This is a genomic window from Psychrobacillus mangrovi, from assembly GCF_037104765.1.
Classification (GTDB): domain Bacteria; phylum Bacillota; class Bacilli; order Bacillales_A; family Planococcaceae; genus Psychrobacillus; species Psychrobacillus mangrovi.
This window is the reverse complement of sequence record NZ_JBAWSY010000023.1, coordinates 1-21850: the sequence shown is the minus strand read 5'-3', so window position 1 is coordinate 21850 and position 21850 is coordinate 1. Positions and strand designations below refer to the sequence as shown.

Here is a 21850-nt window from a genome sequence, read left to right as displayed (position 1 = left end):
AGAGAAAGATGATCGGTATGGACGATATGCACAATTATTAATCAAAATAATTGTGCAACTTTGATTTAACGATTATTTGCAATCAAGCTCGCACAATAAGCAACAAGTGCACCATCAAAACTACGAACGGATATACCTGTTATATCTTGAAACTTAGTTAGACGGTAATGGAGTGTGTTTCTGTGAATATATAGTTTCTTGGCTGTTACCGATACATTAAAGCCATTTTCGAAAAATTGTTTAACTGTTTGAAGTAACTCTATATCATATTCAAGTGGATTGAGAATTTCTTTGCGAATAATGTGTTTCATTTCTTCTGACATTTGTTCAATTAAGTTAAAGGGAAAAATATTTTCCAATGTATAAATTCTTTCAGCGTGGTTAGTGGAGATACCTTTTTGAAACCATTCTTTTTCTGTAGAGAAATGGACAGGAAAGAGCATATTTGTTCGATGAAATTTTCCGATATATACCTTCCCTTTTATATAGAAATCACTTTCAAGTGCAGTAATAAAAGAGGCGAAATCCTCAGTTGTTTGGATGTAAGAAGACTTTTGTTCAATAAGCAACGCATTTTGAGTAGAAACAAGAATAAATTGCATAGAATCACCAAAAAATACATTAACAGCTTCTTTTAAATCGGCTTGTTGAACATTTTTCTTAAAATGAATTTGAATGATTCGAATATCTGTTTCAGTTTTTACAGGGGCGGGCCCATCTCCGCGTAAAAAGTACAACCACTTCATAGAACCGGTTTGAGTAGTGGATAAATCTAAATTCACTTCTGTAAAGAGAGATGAAAGTAGAGAATATTCCCGTTCGGAAACTTCCGTTTTGTTTATTTGTATCCAATTATTCATAACAGGATTATGAAAAATATACACTTCTTCGTTCAATTCAGTTGGATATTCGGGCAGAATTTGAATGGATGGAAATAGTAGTGATAAATCATTTTTCAATTAGTAGCATCTCCTTTCTTATAGGTTTTTAAGTAATTAAGTTAAAAAAGAGATTTAAATTATATAATCATTTAATCATAATCCGAAAAATAACAAAAGACGACGATTATTGAAAACGTTAATGAGTACCTTAAAAAAATATTTTATCATTCTAAGAATATCTTGTTTTAAAATACTCATCCTATCTTTATAACATTATGAAGGAGGAATAAAAAATGAGTAAAATATTACAAGTAGCGTTGACCTTGCTTTTAATCAGTTCTTTGGTGGGATGTGGAACAGCCAATAACAACGATAATAACGCAAATAAAAATAACGACAATAATGATGTCAAAACTAATGACACGGTGAATACAAATACTACTAACGATGAAACGGGTACTGATACAAATGATAATAACGGAACAAATGGTGATCAAAAGCTTGAATTAGCAGATGACGTTGCTAGTAAAATTACAGAATTAGAAGAAGTGGATAGTGCAAATGTTATTGTGACAAATAACAATGCTTATGTTGGAGTCATGTTAAAAGAAGGTACAAATGATAGTGAAGAGCTGGAGAAGAAGATTGCTGACAAAGCAAGAGAAACTAATGGAAACTTCGATAATGTATACGTTACAACCAATCCAGACTTCGCAAAACAAATAACTGAATATGGAGATAAAATTAGAGCCAACGAGCCAATTGAAGGACTATATGATGAATTTGCGGATACAGTAAAAAGAGTATTTCCTAATGCGAAATAATATATGAATGGAAGCCATTTCCGTTGAAAAAATTCTTAAATAGGTTTACTATATAAATACAAGCTGCGTTGTACGTATGGATATTAAGTTTTAACCTTTATGCTGTAACAGGGAGTTTTATATAGAAACTGGAATGACAGGCTTTATTCTCTTTAGACAATAAGGACATGCAAGATAGTTTCTGCGAACACCCACTTTGAGGAGTGGTGGTTTAAAACTTTCTAATAAAGTACGGCAAAGGCGGCTTTCTTAAAAGTAAATTTTAAACACCATCATAACAGATGGTGTTTTTTTGTTCATGAGAACATTAGCAACAATTACCATTGAAAACAGAAGTAGAAAGTTGTACTATATGTAAACAGGCTGCATTGCACGTATAAATATTAAGTTTTAACCTTTAAGCTGTAACAGGGAGTTTTATATAGAGACTGGAATGACAGGCCTTATTCTCTTTAGACAATAAGGACATGCAGGATAGTTTTTGCGAACACCCACTTTGAGGAGTGGTGGTTTAAAACTTTCTTATGTAAGTACGGCAAAGGCGGCTGACTAATTATAAAATTAATGACCGGTTCCAATGGGAATCGGTCTTTTTGTGTTTCTAACTGCTTTTTTAATTTCGCTTAGAAGAGTTTTAGTGAGTGGAATGGAAAATGATTCTAAGCTACGATTCGTATTTTGTAAACCTCAGTGGTACTTGGTGACTATTGTCTAAACCATCATCTAAAGAAAGCCTAGGATTGAGTTTTTTTGCAATTGCTTTTTTAATAAAGTATGTACTCTTTTAAAGAGTGAACGTTTAGAATCAAGGAAATATTTATGCTCGTTGTTTTCTAATGCTGCACTAAAATGATTCGCGCTGTTCTTTACCGCTAAATCATAAATTGGCTCCGACCATTATTGACGGAATACTTGGAAGTATTTTAATATTAGAATATGGTCAAATTATTTATATTTTAGAAAATAGAAAGCACTCTCCATATTTAACACTAAATTATGGAGGGATAACAATGAACATAGTAATTGATTCAAAGGTAATTTAAAAGTTATATAAAAAAAGTGGTGGTCAGGTTTTAACTGATTGATTTGGTTTGCTCGGTATACCTCTCACGATTATCACTGAGTTACTAAGAACAAGGATTAAAGATTTGCATTTTTCAGCACTAATTTAGGGGACTTTAGACAGGGACTTCATAAATTGCTCATGCAAAGGAAGATAAAGTCCTAGAGTAGTAAATAGGTCTTCAATTAGAGTATCTAAATAGTCTACTAGAAATTTAATGGCCATGAAAAACATAATAAGGGGGATAAACGATTGATTAATCAAGTAGGAGTTATCGGAGCAGGAACTATGGGGTTTGGAATTGCTTTTCAATTTGCTATTAATGGAGTGCAAACGAAGTTAACGGATATTTCTGATGAGATGCTTGAAGCAGCAAAGGAAAAATTTCAAATTTACTTAGATTTATTTCGTGCAGAAGGTTATGACATTAGATTTAGTGACCACGAAGTATTATCTCATATTTCTTTTACAACTGAAATAAGTGATTTGGCAAATGTCGATTTAATTATTGAAAGCGTTTCCGAAAATTTATCTTTAAAACAAAAGCTCTTTAAGCAGTTAGATGAGATTTGTTCAGAACATACTATATTGGCATCTAATACATCCAGTTTAAAGCTTTCTGACATTACAGTTGATGTTGAAAAACATAAAGATAGAACGATACTTACTCATTTCTTCAACCCTGCTCATATTGTTCCGCTAGTGGAACTTCTAAGATCAAGCGAAACAAGTGCTGAAGTGTTTAATGAGGTAAAAGATTTCTTAGAATCGAATCATAAAGTGACTATTGAAGTGAAAAAAGAGATTGATGGTCTGGTAGCTAATCGAATCCAAGTAGCTATTGTAAGAGAGGCATTGGCTTTAATTGAGGATGGAGTAGTAAGTGAAGAGGATTTAGATACAGCAATTTTCCAGGGTCCTGGTTTCCGTTTTTCTTCTAGTGGATTGTTGAAAATACTAGATTTCGGAGGATTGGATATTTGGAAGGCTGTTTTGGATGGCCTACAACCGAAAATTGAATCGAATGTAAGAGAGTTTAAAGCAATTGAGCAAAGGGTTGAAACAGGTGCAATTGGTGTGAAAGCTGGAAAAGGCTTTTATGATTATCCAGGTAAAAGCTTTGATGGATATGTAAAAGAAAGAGACTCTCAACTGATTAAACATCTTCTTAATACACATTCCGATTTGAAGGTAAAAGAGGAAATCAAATTATGAGTGAACAGCTAGTATTGAACGGACCAGTGCAGGGGGAATGGGATATGCCATTTCCTAAAATTTGTGACACAAAATGACTTCATATACGTTGCCGATTTAAATCAAGGCATATAGCGGCTCATGTGGACGTGGGGCCAGCGCGAATGCCTAATGTTGGTGATGTATCTGTATAAGTCTATGCATAGAAAATCGGTACTTAGTAATCGGAAACTCGAAAGTGTGCTTGCTGTACGCGACGCATGAGCCTCCGTAGGATGAGCGAATCCTGCGTCGCTTACTAGGTCTCATTCTTCGCGCATTGCTTAGCCGTATGAGACAGTACGATTCCAGCAGTTCATGAGAGAGTATTGCCGATAGAAAATGCTAATTAAAAAAAGTGTTAGTTCGGTTAATAAAATCATGTATAGCAGGGGATACATAACGATTTTTTAAATAGGTCAAATAAACGATGCGATCTATTTCTATTGAATCAATAGTTCTTTTAACTATTGAGTAATCATAAGGTCCTTGCAAATAGTTTTCAGGTATTAGAGTAATGCCTAAGTTTTCACGAACTAAAATTAATGCAGTTTCAAACCGTTCAATCTCATATTTTATGGTAGGTTTAATATTTTCAGTTTTAAAGAAATTTAATACATCATGCCTAGTTTGAAAACCCTCGCTACTTATTATAAATGGTTCTCCTACCAAGTCTTTTAGCTCAATATATTCAAGCTTTGCAAGTGGATGGTTAGTATGAAGTAATAAAACAAGCTTCTCGTGATATAAAGGTATGGTTGTAATATCGTCTTCCTCTATAAATTGATTGGTTATAATGAGGTGTGTTTCATAATTTCGTAATGAGCTTTTTACATCGGCTCCACTTAATACTTCCGTTAATTTAATCCGAACATCTGGAAACTCTTTTATGTATAGCCGAATCACTTTTGGTATCCAATGTTTTGCGGATTCTATCATTCCTATTTGAAGTTCCCCACTCCCAATATGCTTAACTTCACCCATTTCTTTTTTTGCAATTTCCATCTCCGATAAAAGATGCACGGCCCTTTTATATAAAATATGTCCTGCTTCTGTTATTCCTATATTCCTAGTATTCCGTTCAAGTATTTGAAATCCTAATTCACCTTCCAAGCTTTTAATGGCATTACTTAGAGAAGGCTGTGAAATATGAAGTATTTGAGCAGCTTTGGAAAAGCTCCCTTGATCGACTATTGTTACAAAATAAGAGAGTTGTTTTAAGTCCATATGGATTTCCTCCATTTATATATAGTTTAAGACTATAGATTTATAATAATTATATATTAGAAATTATAAATGAGTTCTTATATAATTTAGAAAATATAAATATAACGACTTAAGAAGGGAAGTGCACCATGTTAAATAAAGTGAAGGACGGTATTTGGTCTGGTCGGACCGATCATCGTGTAAATAGATCTAGCTTTCGATATCATCAAATCATAGAGTTACCTCAGTTGGATGATTATAAACCTGAAAATGAAACTTGTGTCATTATCGGATTTGAAAGTGAGGAGGGTGTTAGACGAAATAAAGGTAAAGTCGGCGCAGCAAATGCTCCTGACGCTCTACGATCTGAACTAGCAAACTTACCATGGTCATTTCCACCACACAAGCAACTTGCGGATATCGGGTCAGTTAAGTGCTTAGAAGAAAACTTAGAAGAAGCTCAACGTCAACTTGGAGAAACAATTACAAAAGTTTTAAGCAAACAAATAACTCCAATTATTTTAGGTGGCGGACATGAAACCGCTTACGGACATTATCTTGGTGCACGAAATTATATTGGCTCACAAGCAAAGCTAGGAATTATTAATATCGATGCTCACTTTGATTTAAGATCATATGATGAGCAACCCTCTTCTGGAACAATGTTCAAACAAATACTTGATCAAGATGTAAACAGTAGTTACTTTGTTGTGGGAATTCAGCGTTTTGGGAATACACAGGAGCTTTTTGAAAGAGCTGATGAATTGAACGTTAAATATATCCTAGAGGAAAGTATGGATGTAAGCCAAATAGATAAATTAAATGAAAGACTAAACGATTTCATAGAAGAAAATGATTATATCATTCTTACTTTGTGCACAGACGTTCTGAACGCTGCCTTTGCCCCAGGTGTAAGTGCTCCATCACCATTTGGTTTAGATCCAAGTATTGTACGATCTATTATAAGGAATGTAACAACAAATAAAAAAACATTATCCTTTGATATTTCGGAAGTAAATCCTCTTTTAGACGAACATAACCGTACTGTAAAACTAGGTGCATATTTAGTGAATGAAGCAATTACATCTTTTCTAAGGAGGGAAAATAAATGACAATAGCACTTGATCAAGTCACGACTATCTTCCTTTCCATTGCATTATTAGTGTTAGGAACTTATTTAGTTAAAAAAGTTGGTTTCTTAAATAAGTTTTGTATTCCTGCTCCTGTAGTAGGAGGTTTACTATTTGCCATAGTCGCTACTATAGTAAAATCACTTGGATGGTTAGAATTCACTCTAGATACCTCATTACAAGGAATATTCATGTTAACGTTTTTCACTACAATTGGATTAGGCGCAAGTTTTAAATTGGTAAAATTAGGTGGGAAATTACTTGTAATTTATTGGCTAGCTTGCGGTTTTTTAGCTTTAGCGCAAAATACAATTGGGGTTTCTATGGCATATTTATTTAACTTACATCCATTAATTGGGATGATGGCAGGAGCAGTATCCATGGAAGGTGGTCATGGAGCCGCTACTGCATTTGGACAAACTATTGAAGATCTAGGAGTAAATTCAGCTCTTTCCATTGGGGTTGCTGCTGCAACATTTGGTCTTGTGGCTGGTGGTCTTATAGGAGGTCCAGTTGTAAAGTATCTTGTATCCAAATATAATTTGAAATCAACAGAGACCGAGGACGTTGTTGATGTAAACCCAATAGAAAGCGAGAAACCGATTCAAACAAATACGTTCTTTTTACAGCTGCTACTTATCACTTTCTGTATGGCGCTAGGAACTTATTTAGGAGGTCTGTTCTCAACAGCAACGGGAATTGTTCTTCCTGGATATGTTGGAGCGATGTTTGTTGCTGTTATAGTACGAAATATTGTTGATAAGGTAAATCCAAAAATTGTTGATATGCAAAGTATTGGGTTAGTAGGGGATATTACTTTAGGAATTTTTCTTTCGATGGCATTAATGAGCATTAAGTTATGGGAAGTTGCTGACTTAGCTTTACCACTTCTTGTAATTGTTTTTGTTCAAGTGATTTTCATCGTCCTATTTGGTATTTTTGTTCTGTTCCGTTTGTTAGGGAAAAACTATGATGCTGCAGTAATGGTAGCAGGCTTTACGGGACATGGCTTAGGGGCTACTCCAAATGCAATGGCCAATATGGCAGCCGTGACAGAGCGATTCGGACCATCTAAGAAAGCATACTTAGTTGTTCCGATTGTAGGGGCATTCCTAATTGACGTATTTGCAATGCCTATCATTATTACGACCATTAATCTTTTTCAATAACAATAAAAGAAACAAAGAGCTGAATTGCTCTTTGTTTCTTTTTATTTTGCTCTAATACCACCTAGGATTATAAGAGTGCATTCACGCCACTTTCATTCCCAATTACAAACTAACAAGTGATTTATTTTAAACCAATATTTGCTTTAACATCAACTTCTGCATATTTCTTTTGATCAGCACGAGCGCCGATTAGAGAACCAATCCAACCGCCGATAAAACCAGCTGGAACAGAGATAATCGCAGGATTTGTTAATGGAAATAATGGTTCACCTGTAAAAGTCATAGAACCATTCACTGCCCATAAATTAGGGCTTAATGCTACTAAGATAAGGGCAACTACAAGTCCAGTAACAATTGCTGTCAATGCACCTGTCGTATTGAAGTTTTTCCAATAGATTGTATAAATAATTACAGGTAAATTTGCACTTGCTGCAATACAGAAAGCAAGTGAAACAAGGAAAGCTACATTCATGTTTTGTGCACCTAATGCTAAAATAATGGAAATTACGGAAACACCAACTGAAGCCAAACGTGCTGCTTTCATTTGTTCTTTTTCTGTTACTTTACCTTTTTTGAAGATTTGTCCATATAAATCATGAGCAAAAGCAGAAGCGCCTGACAATACTAATCCTGCAACTACTGCTAAAATAGTTGCAAATGCAACCGCAGAGACAAAGGACATTAAAATGTCGCCACCTAAGGCTTGTGCTAGAAGCGGAGCGGCCATATTTCCAGCTGCATTTGCTCCCATAATTTTTTCAGAACCTACTAGAGCTGCTGCACCAAAACCTAGGAAAATCGTTAAAATGTAAAAGGCTCCTACGATCCAAGTAGCGTATATAACTGAGCTGCGAGCAGTCTTTGCGTCTTTTACTGTAAAGAATCGCATTAATATATGAGGTAAACCTGCAGTACCTAACACTAATGCAATCATCATAGATATCGTGTCTAAACCATTTGTATATTTTACCCCAGGATGTAAGTAAGCTTCTCCGTGAGCTGTTGCACCTTTCATTTCAGTAAACATACCAAATATATTGAAATTGAAATGCCATAAAACTAAGAAAGAAATAATAACAGTACCTATCATTAATAGAACAGCTTTAATAATTTGAACCCAACTGGTAGCTGCCATTCCTCCCCATAAAACATAGACAGTCATCATAATTCCAACGATTAGAACAGCAATCCAATAATCAATACCTAATAATAATTGAATAAGTGCGCCAGCCCCAACAAGTTGAGCAATCATATAAAATAAAACAATTGTTAAAGTACTAATTGCTGCAGCTCCACGAATTTTCTTTTGATTGAAACGGGCAGTAATCATATCCGCGAGCGTATATCGACCCAAGTTTCGTAAAGGCTCAGCAACAATATATAAAACAACTAAATAAGCAACTAAATAACCAATACTATAGAAGAAACCATCAAATCCAAAAAGTGCAATAGCACCGGCAATCCCAAGGAAAGAAGCGGCTGATAAATAATCTCCAGCAATTGCGATTCCGTTTTGCCATCCAGACAAACCACCACCAGCAGTGTAAAACTCACTAGCTGAATTAGTACGCTTAGAAGCGATATACGTAACGTATAAAGTTAATGCAACAATACCTACAAAGAATGATAAACCAATTAGACTCATTTATATCCACCAGCCTTTTCCTTCTCTAAAATGTCATTTGCTTCTTGATCGAACGTGGTTGCCTTTCTAACATAGATCATAGATAACGTCCAAGTCATAATGAATAGTGCAATCGAATAAACCCATACCCATGAAACGTCTCCAAAAGCATTAACGTTTAAAATTGTTGTATAGGAAGTCAAAATTGGTAGAGTGATATAACATACTAAAAAGAATAATGACATTGGTAATATGAATCTGTTCTTTTTCCTTTTTAATTCTTTGAATTCTGGACTTTGTGCAATAGCTGTGTAATTTGTTTCATGAGAATCATCTTTTGAAAGAGTCGTACTGTTCATATTGTTATCTGAACTGTAAACGCTTTCTAAATTTTTTGCCATTTTCCATTCCTCCATTAATTCCGAATCAGTTTTTGGAAAATTCTGTCCTAGACTGTAATTTAATAATATGAAACTATTTAAGAAATATCAAATAAAAGTTCACATAATATTCTAATTTGACAAAAATTTAATAAGAAAATTTAAATCCAACCTTCTCCATTCAAGATTTGTTCAAAAAGTGCTAACATAGATAGGTTGATTAATTTGTAAGGAGGCATGTGCATGGAGAAGGAATTAACTAGAATAGAAACGTTCCGATGCAATCTTATTGTAACGAATAATGCTCGTAAAGGTATTCTAGAATGGTCTACAGATGAACATGCCTTTTTTAAATTGCAGGAATCGTTTGCTATATATATGGAGAAGAGACCGGTCAATTCTCATGGAAACACGTCGCTTTCTCTTTACTTTGATAATGAAATGAATAGAAATCTATCAGATAAGTTAAATGGTAAGGTTGCTGTAATGGAATGTGTACTTCAGAATGATGGTTTTCTAGCTACTGGTTTTCACGTAAGAGGAGAGAAAACTAGAATCAGAACAAATCGCCGTTTACCTGTAAATTTGAAGTTTGTTACAGCTCGAAATAATGGAGCGGGCCTACCAATTCAACTCCACACTAAAATTCGTGAATTGCCTATTGCTGAGGAAAGATCAGAATATGTAAAAAAACGAATTACAAGTTGGGAAGGATATTTAAAAATACAAGAACGAAATGCTGATATTGCAGATATTTCTACAGCATTTTCTAGAATAATGTTAAATGAAGATTTTTCTAGAATGACACTCATTGGTACTAACTTAAACGGAAACGAGTGGAACAAGATAAAAGGTCTTAGCGTCGCATTGAAGGGATTTCAATATGATATTGGTGACGTTTTGAAGGTCGATCGTTCTAAGAAAACGATAGAAATTGATTTAAAGCCAAAGATCAGAGATATGGCAAGAAGAAATCAATTGAACCCCAAAACTAAAGAAGCTGTATTTAGTAATTTTGCTACACTGAGCCAAATTAGAAGACTTCGCAAAGGATTTGAAGATTTACAAAACGGACTTGCAGCAAATGCTAATCTTGAAAAAATATTATTTGAAGATAGACCTGCTATACGTATTACAAATAACGCAGAGAAATTGGAATTTCATAATCAATTGAATGAGTTTCAACAAGAAGCGGTTACAGGTGCTGTGTCAGCGAAAGATTTATTTGTAATACAAGGTCCACCAGGAACAGGAAAGACCACCGTTATTTCAGAAATCTGTCAACAAAATGCAAAGGCGGGACTTAGAACTTTAGTTGCTTCTCAGTCCAATTTAGCTGTTGATAACGCACTAAGTAGATTACTTTCTAATAAAGACATTCGTATTTTGCGCTTCGGTCGTACTGAAAGCATCGAAGAAGAAGGTAAGAAGTTCATAGAGGAAAATGTAGGGCAATATTGGAAAGACCAGACACTAAGTGCACTCCAAAGAGAGTTAAATTCTCATCCTGTAAGAAAAGAACAATTATCCAGTGAAATTACTACTCTCGAACAACAAATTGATTCTCTTCAAACTCAATTGGTTTTATTAAAAGAAAAGATAACACAAAAAGAAACTGCCAAGATTGAACATGCGTCTATAATGGAAGAGATAAAAAGGCTAAAAAGAAGTTTGATACTTTTAAAGAAAGAGCAAGAAGAATTAGAAAAAACTAAAACCACTTTAGAAAAGTTGCTACAAGGACTGCATATGGAAATTACCAAGATGGATGAATTCATTCTTGCTAATCCATCTGGTGAACAATTAAAAGAAAAAATAAAACTTTTAGAAGCTGAAATAGAGATTATTAAAAGTCAGCTTTATTATTTGCAAACAAAGCAAGAAGTTAGTGACGCCGAAAAAATAGTAAATGACACGAGACAAAAGTTTAAAATGCGGCAGCTAAAAATAGAGGGTCTCAAACAGTTTTTGACGGAGATACCTTCTATGCGTAAATTCGAACTGTTAAAAAGTTCGATAAAACACTATGAGTTTACACCACTTTCTATGTTAGAGAAGCAAATAGAAGACTTGGACAAATTAATAGAAAAAATACAGTCATTTGAGGACTGGGAAGAACTAAACAAAAGGCTACTATCAGCTATTAGTTACATAGAAAGTATATTGAAAAAGAACAATATATCTTTACAAAACGTAGGCAGTAGCGGAGTGTTTTTTGATTCATCTTATTCTGTAAAAGAAATTCACCAATTCATAGATATCATGAAAAGAATGCTTACGTCAGGAGAAATCGATTTAGAGAAGCTAAAAGTGTATTGGGAAGGATTGAACGTAAGGAAAAAATTTGTTTGGAAGCAAGGAACAATTTTAAACAACGCAAAATCAGACTCAACTAAACGATTTCAAACGATTAAAGTAGAAGTGGAAGAGCAACTTAAAAGAGCAATCATTCAAGCAGAACGAGATATAAATGAATTAAAAAACAATGGTACAGCTAATAGCGAAAAATTACATGTATTAATGGAGAAAAGTAATAATATTAAAATAAAACTTGAAGATGTAGAAAGTGTACAGTCACCACAAAAACTAGAAGAAGAACTACAACAAAAAGAACTTTTATATAATGACTTAAAGAATACAGAAGAAACTTTAAAACAGTATATGAATCGACTAGAGCTAAAAAAGAATGAAGAACGGGTTAGCTCAAAACAATTGGAATCCTATAAAGAGACTCTCTCAGAAAAAGAGATAGAAGGTAAAAGAATTAATTCCGAAGGATTAGAACAGGAAAGAAAGCTTAAAGCTTTAGATGAATTATTAAGTCAAAATCTAGAGGAAGAGCGCGAACTAGTGGTAGTTGAAATTGAAAAGCTATCTGAAAAGAAGCTATCATTAACACGTGAAAAAGAACGTTTACCGATTACACAGGAACTTCAAAACGAATGGTTTTCTCTATTAAGTGAAGCAAATGACCATGATTTAGATGAGATTCGAAAGCTTTATGTCAGACATGCAAATGTAATTGGAACAACTTGTGTAGCTTCCGCAAGAAAAGAGTTTATGGACAACTATCCTGTCTTTGATGTAGTAATAATCGATGAAGTATCAAAAGCGACACCTCCAGAATTGTTATTACCGATGCTAAAAGGTAAAAAAATAATTTTAGTTGGAGATCATCATCAGTTACCTCCACTTGTTGGGGAAGATACACTGGATGAGACTTTAAAAGCAATTCTAGAAGAAAGTGATAGTTTTGAGGAAAAGGACGAACTGAAGAAACTCTTGAAGGAGTCTTTATTCGAAAGATTATTTAAGAATCTACCTAAGAGTAATAAAACGATGTTGGCCATTCAGTATCGCATGCACGAAAGTATTATGGAGACGATTACCCCCTTTTACGCAGAGGAGAATTATCGATTGCAATGTGGTTTAGTCGATTCTGATACAGTACGTGATCATTTACTAGATTCACACTATGTTAAAAGAAATGATCATTTAATTTGGATGGATATACCTAACGAAAGATCCTACTTTGAAGAAAAAGTGAAGGACGGAAAAAGTCGTTTTAACCAAGGCGAATTGAATACTATACGTGACGTTTTAATGGATTTAGACAAAGCTACAGAGTCTGCGAAAAGAGAAGGAAGAATAGGCTTAGATGAAAGAAAGAGTATCGGAGTAATTAGTTTTTATGGTGAGCAAGTGAAAAGAATTGATCGATTAATTCAACAAGAAACAAGCTTTAAACATTTAACTTTCCGAACAGGGACGGTCGATAAATTCCAAGGGATGGAAATGGATGTTATCATTTTAAGTATGGTACGTAATAACAAAGATAATAATGCCGATATTGGGTTTGCTAATGATTATAGACGTTTGAATGTTGCCCTTTCCAGAGCAAGGGAATTGCTGGTTCTAGTTGGAAGTACTGAAATGTTCACTCAACGCGCTAAAAGAAAAGATGCTAGAGAAATGTACAGTGGCTTGCTAGAGGTTGTAAAAAATAAAGATGGACTAAAAGATATAAAAGGAAATGTAATAGGAGTACTAGAAAATGCGTGAGTTGGAAAATAGATTAAAAAGAGAACTGCAACAGAATTTGAACGTGAAAATAATGCATTCATCTATGTGGAGCATACCAGTTCATTCGATTGAGGCTGAATATATTTGTGTGAAGCGAACAAAAATGGACGTGCTCATGAAGATGATGCTTATTGCTTTTCAAAAGACTACAAAGATAAATGCGGAAGAATTAAGTGAATTGTTACTTGTAGAGCAACTTTTTATACAGGATTTAATTGATTTAATGCAAAGAACGCGTCTGTTAGAGAAGATAGAGGACGGATATAGGCTTACAGATAAAGGCAACCAACAACTAGCAAATGGCATATTTGAAGAGGAACAGGAGCCTGAGAGTAACAATATACTATATAGTCCTTCTCATGAAGCATTCTTGCAAGGAGAACTTAAGGAAGCAACGGGTGAAGATGAATTAGAAGTTTATAGATATGTAAAAGAAGGATATCTGGATGAAGAACTATCATTTGAGGATGAGACATTGATAAATGCACTTCGTATAAACGATGCTGATTCAGGAGAAGGAGACGTTCAGACGGTAATATCTGAAATTGTCTCATCGACGGATTTATATATCGATGATATTCCTTGTATAGAATTTATTCTGCATGATAAAAAACAAGACATCTTATATGCTCGAGTATGGAATACATTAATAGAGCGATGGGATGAAAAACTTGAAAACCAACTAAATGAAAAAGAACGCTTAGACTGGCGGAAAACTTATTTAGTGTAGTATTTAACATTAAGTGGCAGAAAGAGACAAATGTTGATGTAACCGAGACCAATTTTCCAGTAACCGAGACTAATTTCTTATAACCGAGACCAAATTTCAAAAATCGAGACCAATTCTCCCATAACCGAGACCAACACAAAAAAGCCCTTTAGTGTCCTGCAGAGGGCACTGAAAAACTTAATTTTTAAAGGGCGTAATTGTTTGTTGAACAAAAATAAGGCACTTTCTGTTCATTTTGAAACAGATAGTGCCTTATCTCTTTGTCTATTACTTACTTTTTTCATTCAATAGCTTAATCATGGAGAGCTCAAACCTGCATTTACTATAATTTAATATACAGGAAAACGATGTTTTTTTAGATAGAAGAAAGGATTAATTGTAAGCATGCAATAGTTGATTTTCGTTTCAGGCGGCGACTCCAGCCGGAATAGCGTGAGCTGAAGACCCTGGACTGAGCGAAGTGAGGGAAGCGGCTGAAGCCATGCCGGTGGAAAGCGTCCGCCTGGAACGAAAATCAACGGGGCCTAAACAAAAAGGGAGTATGTGAACGAAATGGCTTTCACACGACCGCTAAGAGATACCTTGATAAGTTTTTTCAGTGCCCTCGTCCTGGACGTCTCTTTAATATTATTTTCTATTATAATACTCATCAATCGGTATAAATAAGCCGACTCGTCCATGCGTATCATGATCTAATGTGGCGAAAACAACCCCAATTACTTTTCCATCTTTATTTAATACAGGACTTCCGCTATTCCCTCGGTAAACGGGTGCTTTCATCATGACTACAGGTACGTCCCAATCACTTAGCTGCGTGTAATCAATGATAGTTCCTTCATTTGCAATGCCCGTAAAACCAAGTGGATTACCAATAAAGTAAATAGGGTCACCTTCTTCAAATGTAGTCCGCTCTGCAAGCTCCAAAAAGGGGAGCTCCTCCTCATTTATTTCTAGTACAGCAAGATCGACGGAAGGATATGTATCTATTACCTTAGCTCGAAAACGCCTGTCATCAGGAAAACCAACCGTTACAGTTTCATTTCCTTCCACAACATGATAATTTGTCAAAATTGTTCCATCGCTTGATATAGAAAATCCTGTGCCTTTGCTATCATCTGTTAAGATGACTAATACAGACTTTTTATAATCTGCAATCTCTTCCTGAGCAGATAGTTTTGCAGACGTTTTAATAAATTCAATAGCTGGAATAGAATAATTTTGAAAGATAGATGCAAACGTGCTGACAAAAAGAAAAGAAGCCATTAAATAGAAAATCCATTTAGGAAAAGGTCGCTTTGGTCTAGCATTCTTTTTTTCAAGAGCTTCTTTCTGGAGTGCTTCCCTTTGAGCTTCTAATACAAGTTCAAGAAACTCTTCTTCGCTTAACTCTTCGTCATTCCAATCATCCTTATGTTGCTTTTCATTTGGATCCATTCACACCCACCCTTGTTTGAAAACACTGTTAAGAAGTATTATACACAAAGTTTGGTTCTTACTAAATGAAACAAAGCAGCCCCAATATTATGTGGCTGCTTTGTAGCTTTAGTTAGTATGATTTTTCTCTCTCACTTTTTTCACGTTGATTTGGAGTCATTGGTTCATGCTTTGGTTTCAAGTTTCCTAGTTCAGCTAATTCTAGAGAAATCTCTTCTTTCTTACTACTTGGATTTTTAGCCATAGAACCTTTATTGTTGCTAGCGCCCCGACGATTTTCACTCATAAAGAAACCTCCTTTAAAATTTTCATACCTCTATATCTTGGTTCTATATGAAGTAAAAATGTATAACTATTTTAAATTAAATATTAACAATTACTAAATGACCGTTTTGAAATGTTGCATGATTCTTTAGGCTCTCAGCAGGAAATATGAAAGTCCATGGCATACTAACTTTGGGTTTAATTATTAACGTTTGTAGTGTAAAAGTATGAATTGCACAAATTTTTTCTTTTTCCATATAAGCCAATCTTTTGTTTTGAAAAGTAAGCTCTTTTTCCGTGAAATTATGTACAAGCACTGTGATCAATAATTCACTCTTATGATTAACGGCTTGCCATATAGGAGTTAGAGATACCTTTTGAGATTCTGTATTACAAGTTTTGTGGAAAATTTCTTCGATTTCTTTGCGGTCTTTACCAGCTAAGGACTTATCCCATGAGGCTTCAAACTCAAGATTTTGCATGTGTTAAAATTCCTCCTATAATTATAGACCTATTTATGAATAGTTAATTGTTACTAATTCAATTAATGTGGAATTTTTGAAAAAAATAAACGGCCTAAACAATCTTTTTCTATCCAATATATGAATATTAGCAGACGTTTAAGGGAATGTCCTGTAATTAATAATTAAAAATAAATATAGTAAATTAGCATAGGTAAAAAGGTCTTTTTTATAGTTTGTGAAATTAATAGACAATATACCTGTTTCTATTTTATAGGATGAATGAAGTATTTTTAGAAAATATAACCAAATTTTGTTTTATAATAAAAATTTGATATTCGTCTTTAAATTAATGATACCAACGTTCTATATAATAAACATTAATTTTACATAGTGAAATATAACTACGAAAATTTTACATGAAATAGTAAATAGTTATTATTTACGAAAATTCAGAATAATAGTGACAAAGTACGACAAATTTCACACTTCATTTCAAATATAGTGATACTTAACAACAAGAGATTCATGAACGACACTATTGTTTCTGTTTACCTAAGAAATTTTAGGAAAGGAGGTTAGGGTGTTTTTGTTTGATCTTTTTTAAGGACGTTCACTAGAAGCTACGTAATTCATTCGTAGTAAATTTCAAAGGAGGAATGAAGTTGAGGAAGAAAAGTAGTCCAGTCAAAGCTCTTAGTGTAGTAGCATCTTTACTCATGACGTTTTCACTAGTCGCACCTAACGTTGTAAGCGCAGAAACAACTAGTAAACTTCATCAATCGTTCAGAGATTCAAGCTCTAATAACATTTCTGTGAAAGACAAACTGAATAGTCGTTTACTTGAAAACTTTAAAAATGATGAAAAAGTTACATTTTTAATAAAATTCAAGGAAAAATCTGACTCTGTGCAGGTGGCTGAAGAAGCAAGAAAAAATGCGGATGCAGCAAATTTATCTGCACATAATACTAAACTAATTCAGCGCTCTGCTGTTGTATCTGAGTTAAAGGCAACGTCTATAGAGTCTCAACAAACAGTCAAACAATTCCTTGAAGAAGAAGTAGCGAAAGGAAATGCCAAAGACCTTACTTCCTACTACATTGTAAATGGGATGGCTGTTACTGCAACACAGGAAGTTGCTGAAAAGGTAGCAACTTTCGCCGAAGTTGAAAAGATACTACCAAATGAAACACGTCAATTATTTACAACGAAAACAGAAAATGCAGTCGTACCTAAAGCGGAAACTGCAAATATCGAGTGGAACATTGAGCGTGTGAAAGCCCCAGATGTATGGGCGATGGGCATCGATGGCGCAGGAACGGTAGTAGCAAGTATCGATACTGGAGTTCAGTGGGATCACCCAGCTTTAAAACAAAAATATCGTGGTTACAATGCAGCAACTGGACAAGTCTCACATGACTATAACTGGTTTGATGCAACAGCTGGACGAGCTACTCCATATGATGATATTGACCATGGGACGCACGTAACAGGAACAATGGTTGGTAGTGAACCAAATGGTGCAAACCAAATTGGTGTAGCTCCGGGAGCAAAATATATTGCAGTAAAAGCTTTCTCGGCAGCTGGTGGTACTGATGCTGACTTGTTAGAGGCAGCACAATGGATTTTAGCACCAACTGATGCAGCTGGAAACGCCCGTGTTGATATGGCTCCGGACATTGTAAATAACTCTTGGGGTGGCGGACCTGGTCTTGATGAATGGTACCGTGATGTAGTTATTAACTGGCGTGCAGCAGAAATTTTCCCTGAATTCTCTGCAGGTAACACAACGCTTTCAAATCCAGGTGGTGCAGGATCAGTTGCAGCACCAGCAAACTATCCTGAATCTTTTGCGACAGGTGCAACTGACATCAATAACAAAGTGGGTAGCTTCTCACTACGTGGTCCTTCGCCTTATGCGGAGATTAAACCAGATATCTCAGCACCTGGTGTAAATATCCGTTCATCTGTACCGGGTGGTGGCTATGAAGGTGGTTGGAACGGGACGTCTATGTCAGGTCCAGCAGTATCTGGTGTAGCGGCACTTCTTCGACAAGTTAATGCAAACTTGACGGTCGATGAAATGGAGGAAATATTGCTTAATACAGCTAATCCTTTAACTGATTCTCAATATTCAGCGGTTCCTAATCATGCTTATGGTTATGGATTAGTAGATGCGTATGAAGCAGTATCCTCTATCATTACAGGACTTGGGACATTAAAAGGCCAAGTTACTCAACAAGGTGATGACAATGAATCACCAACATTCGAGCATACAGCTCCAAGCGAAACGTATGCGGGAATGGATTTAGATTTGACGATAGATGTTAGTGATAATATTAGCGTTGCATCAGTCATTCTAAACTACAAAGATGCAAACGGTGCGTGGCAAGTAATCGAAGCTGGTCGCAAGTCTGGTGATTACAAAGCTGGCGAGTTCGGTGTAGTCGTTCCTGGGGGATTGATTACAGGAAACTCATTTACGTACAAATGGATTGTAAACGATTTTGGAAACAATGAAGTGAGCAGTGAAGAATATGTTGTTCAAGTGAAACCGGGAATTACGGTTGGATACTTTGAAGACTTTGAAGGACAACCAACGGGTTGGTACTCATTTGGAGAACAAAACAGTTGGGAACGGGGCGTACCTACATCCGGACCAGGTAATGCTGCATCAGGTGAAAAGGTATATGCAACAAACTTAAATGGATTATACGCGAATCGCATGAACGCAACGCTTGTTGCGCCTCCAATTGACCTGCCAGAAGGAAATTCTTACTTGCAGTTCAAACATTGGCATAATTTCGAGCAATCTTCTTCTGGAAGAGCTTGGGATTACGGACATGTATTTGTTTCGACTGACCAACAAAACTGGACGCAATTACTAATGGTTCAAGGTCAATCGAATGGATGGGTAAGTGCAGAGGTTGATCTGTCTGCATATGCTGGTCAACGTATTTACATTGGATTTAATGCATTCTCTGATGGAAGCGTTCAAAGAGATGGCTGGTATATCGATGATGTATCTTTAGCTAATATCTCACAAACTGGAAAAGTATCAAAAGGAAATAAAGGAACAAGCGGAAATAACGGAAATAACGTAAATACAAATAACGGTAATAACAAGGATAAAGACAAAGATGCATTAAAAGAAGCCGTTGATCCAAAAACAATCAGACCAGTATTGCCAGTAAAAGAAGCACCACCAGTAAAAGAAACGATTGTTAATCCAACACTTCTTCCATTAGGTGCTCAAGTTAGTGTACTAGAATCAGGACGTTCGGTTTATTCAAATCCTGCTGACGGTTCTTATTCATTAACGCACGGAGCAGGTACCTTCACAGTGAAAGCGGAAGCTTACGGATTCACTTCTGAAGAACAATCTGTAACAATCGAAGCGGATGGTACAACAACAGCTAACTTCACATTAGATGAAGTAGCACAAAATACAGTAAGTGGTACAATTACGGATCAATCGACAGGTGAGGGAGTTGCAGGAGCAACGATTATACTAGTGGAAGATGCAAACGTCACTCCTGTGGAAACAGATACATCTGGTAATTATTCGCTTACAGCATACGAAGGCGACTATACACTAAAAGTAATTGCTCGCGGCTACCATAGCCAAGAAGTGTCCGTTACAATTGGAGCAGAAGCGGTTACACAAAACATTGCTCTAGAGCCATTCTACACATATCCTGGTGGAGAAATAGGTTATGATGATGGTTCAGCTGAAAATGCTCGTGCTTTTAATGCTGCAGGGAATGCATGGGCAGTGAAAATGTCTCTTCCTGAAGGCAAAGAAAATGGAATCGTTACAGATGGAGTATTCCGCTTCTGGGATACTGAATGGCCAGTACCAGGTGGAACAGCGTTTGCTGTTGAAGTTTGGGATACTACAGGTGCAGACGGTTCGCCTGGTAAGAAGCTTGCAGGTCCTATAGATGCAACTGCTTTACGTAACGGTGAATGGACAGTTGTTGATCTGACTGAACACAATATTGTCGTAAATGGCGACTTCTTCATGGTCTATCGCCAAACTTTTGCAAATCCAAATACACCGGGACTAGCAACAGATGAAAATGGAACAAATGCTGGAAGAAGTTATCAAGGGGTTTCTGGTGCTTGGTCTCCATCACCAACTGCTGAAGGCAACTATATGATTCGTGCTCGCGTAAGCTATGAAGTAAGCGCACCAATCATTACATCACCTGCAGCTAACTTGACTACAAGCCAGAAAGAGTTGTCTATCGAGGGGACTGCATCACCGACTGCTACTATAGAATTGAAACAAAATGGTAAAGATGCAGGATCTGTTGTTGTAGGCGCCGATGGTAAATTTGCAATCCCTACGACACTAACGGAAGGTGCTAATGAGTTCAAAGCGGTTTCCGTACTAGATGGAAGAACAACAGGTGAATCAGCACCAGTTACGGTCATATTAGATACGATAAAACCGGTATTGACCATCACAAGCCCGAAAGATGGAGAAAAAACAAACCGTGAATCAGTTACCGTCGAAGGTACTGTAGAGGATGCAAACCTTGACTTTGTTAAGGTAAATGGTCAAGCGGCACAAGTTGCAAATGGAAAATATTCAAAACGTATTCTTCTTGAGAACGGTGCTAATGAAATCACAGTTATCGCTCAAGACAAAGCGAAAAACAAAATGACGAAAAAAGTGACAGTAACTGCACAATATGATGCACCTGTCATTGAGAACTTAAAGCCTGCACAAGACCTTCAATTGACAACAGGTAAGAGTGTTAAAATTGAATTTGATAGTCAGCCAGGGTTGAAGACAACATTTGTCATTCATATGCCACTAACAAATGTAGGAGAAGTTCAAAACGCTACGGAATTACCAATGATGGAACAAGCAAATGGTCACTATGTTGGATACTGGACAGTACCAGCAGATACTGTAGCGAACGGAGCGGTGATCGAAGTGAAAGCTGTTGATAGCTTCGAAAACGAAACTCGCGAAAGAGCAGCGGGTAAACTGTACATCAATGTAGCGGCACCATCAGCTCAACCATCAGTAGAGACACCTGCAGAAACACCTGTAGAGGTACCTGCAGAAACTGAAGCACCTGCTGAAAAGTTGGCTGAATAAAAGTTATTAATGAATGCCGAAGAGGATAAAAATCCTCTTTGGCATTTTTAGTTTTTATGGTTAGTTGGAATAATGAAGAGTTTAGTTGGAAATTTTGGATATTTAGTTGGAATAAAAGGGTTTTTTAGAGTTAGCATAAAAAGTGGACATGTTAAAACACGACCCTCATACTAAAAGTAAATTAAGGGAGCGTGTGTAGGATGGCTGTATTATCAAGAGAAATGCGAGAATATCTAGTAAAATTAGTTGTA

The 21850-nt window shown here is 35.8% G+C and carries 14 protein-coding genes and 2 other RNA genes; 9 read left to right on the top strand and 7 right to left on the bottom strand.

The genetic code is table 11. The features are described from left to right. Window positions 1-65 precede the first annotated feature (65 nt). Window positions 66-959 (bottom strand): PucR family transcriptional regulator, encoded by an 894-nt coding sequence (locus tag WAX74_RS18540; RefSeq protein WP_336499151.1) that lies wholly within the window; start codon window positions 957-959, stop codon window positions 66-68. A 215-nt stretch (window positions 960-1174) separates the two neighbouring features. Between WAX74_RS18540 and WAX74_RS18535 the strand changes: the two genes are divergently transcribed. The 4 genes from WAX74_RS18535 (at window position 1175) to WAX74_RS18520 (ending at window position 3983) form a co-directional block, all read left to right on the top strand. After that, on the top strand, window positions 1175-1705 hold the full coding sequence (locus WAX74_RS18535) for a YhcN/YlaJ family sporulation lipoprotein (RefSeq protein WP_336499150.1): 531 nt from the start codon (window positions 1175-1177) through the stop codon (window positions 1703-1705). Window positions 1706-1762: 57 nt separating this feature from the next. Further along, window positions 1763-1956: non-coding RNA, 6S RNA (ssrS, locus tag WAX74_RS18530), on the top strand. A 106-nt stretch (window positions 1957-2062) separates the two neighbouring features. Continuing rightward, window positions 2063-2257, top strand: a non-coding RNA gene (gene ssrS / locus WAX74_RS18525) — 6S RNA. A 763-nt stretch (window positions 2258-3020) separates the two neighbouring features. Beyond that, a complete protein-coding gene (locus WAX74_RS18520) occupies window positions 3021-3983 on the top strand; it encodes a 3-hydroxyacyl-CoA dehydrogenase family protein (protein ID WP_336499149.1) in 963 nt (320 codons plus the stop codon). 363 nt (window positions 3984-4346) lie between these two features. On the opposite strand, the gene WAX74_RS18515 is transcribed toward WAX74_RS18520, so the two are convergent. After that, window positions 4347-5228: a LysR family transcriptional regulator gene (locus tag WAX74_RS18515; protein ID WP_336499148.1), complete on the bottom strand. Its 882-nt coding sequence runs from the start codon at window positions 5226-5228 to the stop codon at window positions 4347-4349. A gap of 128 nt (window positions 5229-5356) precedes the next feature. On the opposite strand from WAX74_RS18515, the gene hutG reads away from it, so the two are divergent. Both hutG and gltS read left to right on the top strand, forming a co-directional pair. After that, a complete protein-coding gene (gene hutG / locus WAX74_RS18510) occupies window positions 5357-6319 on the top strand; it encodes a formimidoylglutamase (RefSeq protein ID WP_336499147.1) in 963 nt (320 codons plus the stop codon). After that, on the top strand, window positions 6316-7506 hold the full coding sequence (gltS, locus tag WAX74_RS18505) for a sodium/glutamate symporter (RefSeq protein WP_336499146.1): 1191 nt from the start codon (window positions 6316-6318) through the stop codon (window positions 7504-7506). Before hutG ends, gltS begins: the two co-directional genes overlap by 4 nt. A gap of 121 nt (window positions 7507-7627) precedes the next feature. Here gltS and WAX74_RS18500 read toward each other — a convergent pair whose 3' ends face one another. Both WAX74_RS18500 and WAX74_RS18495 read right to left on the bottom strand, forming a co-directional pair. Further along, window positions 7628-9151, bottom strand: a complete 1524-nt coding sequence (locus tag WAX74_RS18500; RefSeq protein WP_336499145.1) for a solute symporter family protein — start codon at window positions 9149-9151, stop codon at window positions 7628-7630. Continuing rightward, window positions 9148-9531, bottom strand: a complete 384-nt coding sequence (locus WAX74_RS18495; protein WP_336499144.1) for a DUF485 domain-containing protein — start codon at window positions 9529-9531, stop codon at window positions 9148-9150. Before WAX74_RS18495 ends, WAX74_RS18500 begins: the two co-directional genes overlap by 4 nt. A 222-nt stretch (window positions 9532-9753) precedes the next feature. Here WAX74_RS18495 and WAX74_RS18490 point away from each other — a divergent pair, with 222 nt between their 5' ends. Together WAX74_RS18490 and WAX74_RS18485 are read left to right on the top strand one after the other, a co-directional pair. Further along, entirely contained in the window at window positions 9754-13572 is a 3819-nt protein-coding gene (locus WAX74_RS18490; protein WP_336499143.1) for an AAA domain-containing protein, read from the top strand. After that, window positions 13565-14323, top strand: coding sequence for a hypothetical protein (locus tag WAX74_RS18485; RefSeq protein ID WP_336499142.1), 759 nt, complete (start codon window positions 13565-13567; stop codon window positions 14321-14323). The genes WAX74_RS18490 and WAX74_RS18485 overlap by 8 nt, the downstream gene beginning before the upstream one ends. Window positions 14324-14950: 627 nt before the next feature. On the opposite strand, the gene WAX74_RS18480 is transcribed toward WAX74_RS18485, so the two are convergent. The 3 genes from WAX74_RS18480 to WAX74_RS18470 all read right to left on the bottom strand — a co-directional run bounded on the left by WAX74_RS18480 (window position 14951) and on the right by WAX74_RS18470 (window position 16503). Further along, the gene (locus WAX74_RS18480; RefSeq protein WP_336499141.1) at window positions 14951-15757 is read right to left on the bottom strand and encodes a S1C family serine protease; all 807 of its coding nucleotides are present in this window, start codon (window positions 15755-15757) and stop codon (window positions 14951-14953) included. Between the two features lie 112 nt (window positions 15758-15869). Beyond that, window positions 15870-16043: a hypothetical protein gene (locus WAX74_RS18475; RefSeq protein ID WP_172794311.1), complete on the bottom strand. Its 174-nt coding sequence runs from the start codon at window positions 16041-16043 to the stop codon at window positions 15870-15872. Between the two features lie 76 nt (window positions 16044-16119). After that, window positions 16120-16503 carry an SLAP domain-containing protein gene (locus WAX74_RS18470; protein ID WP_336499140.1) on the bottom strand — a complete coding sequence of 128 codons (384 nt, stop codon included), beginning with the start codon at window positions 16501-16503 and terminating at the stop codon, window positions 16120-16122. Between the two features lie 638 nt (window positions 16504-17141). Between WAX74_RS18470 and WAX74_RS18465 the strand changes: the two genes are divergently transcribed. After that, window positions 17142-21599, top strand: a complete 4458-nt coding sequence (locus WAX74_RS18465) for a S8 family serine peptidase (RefSeq protein ID WP_336499139.1) — start codon at window positions 17142-17144, stop codon at window positions 21597-21599. Window positions 21600-21850: the final 251 nt, after the last annotated feature.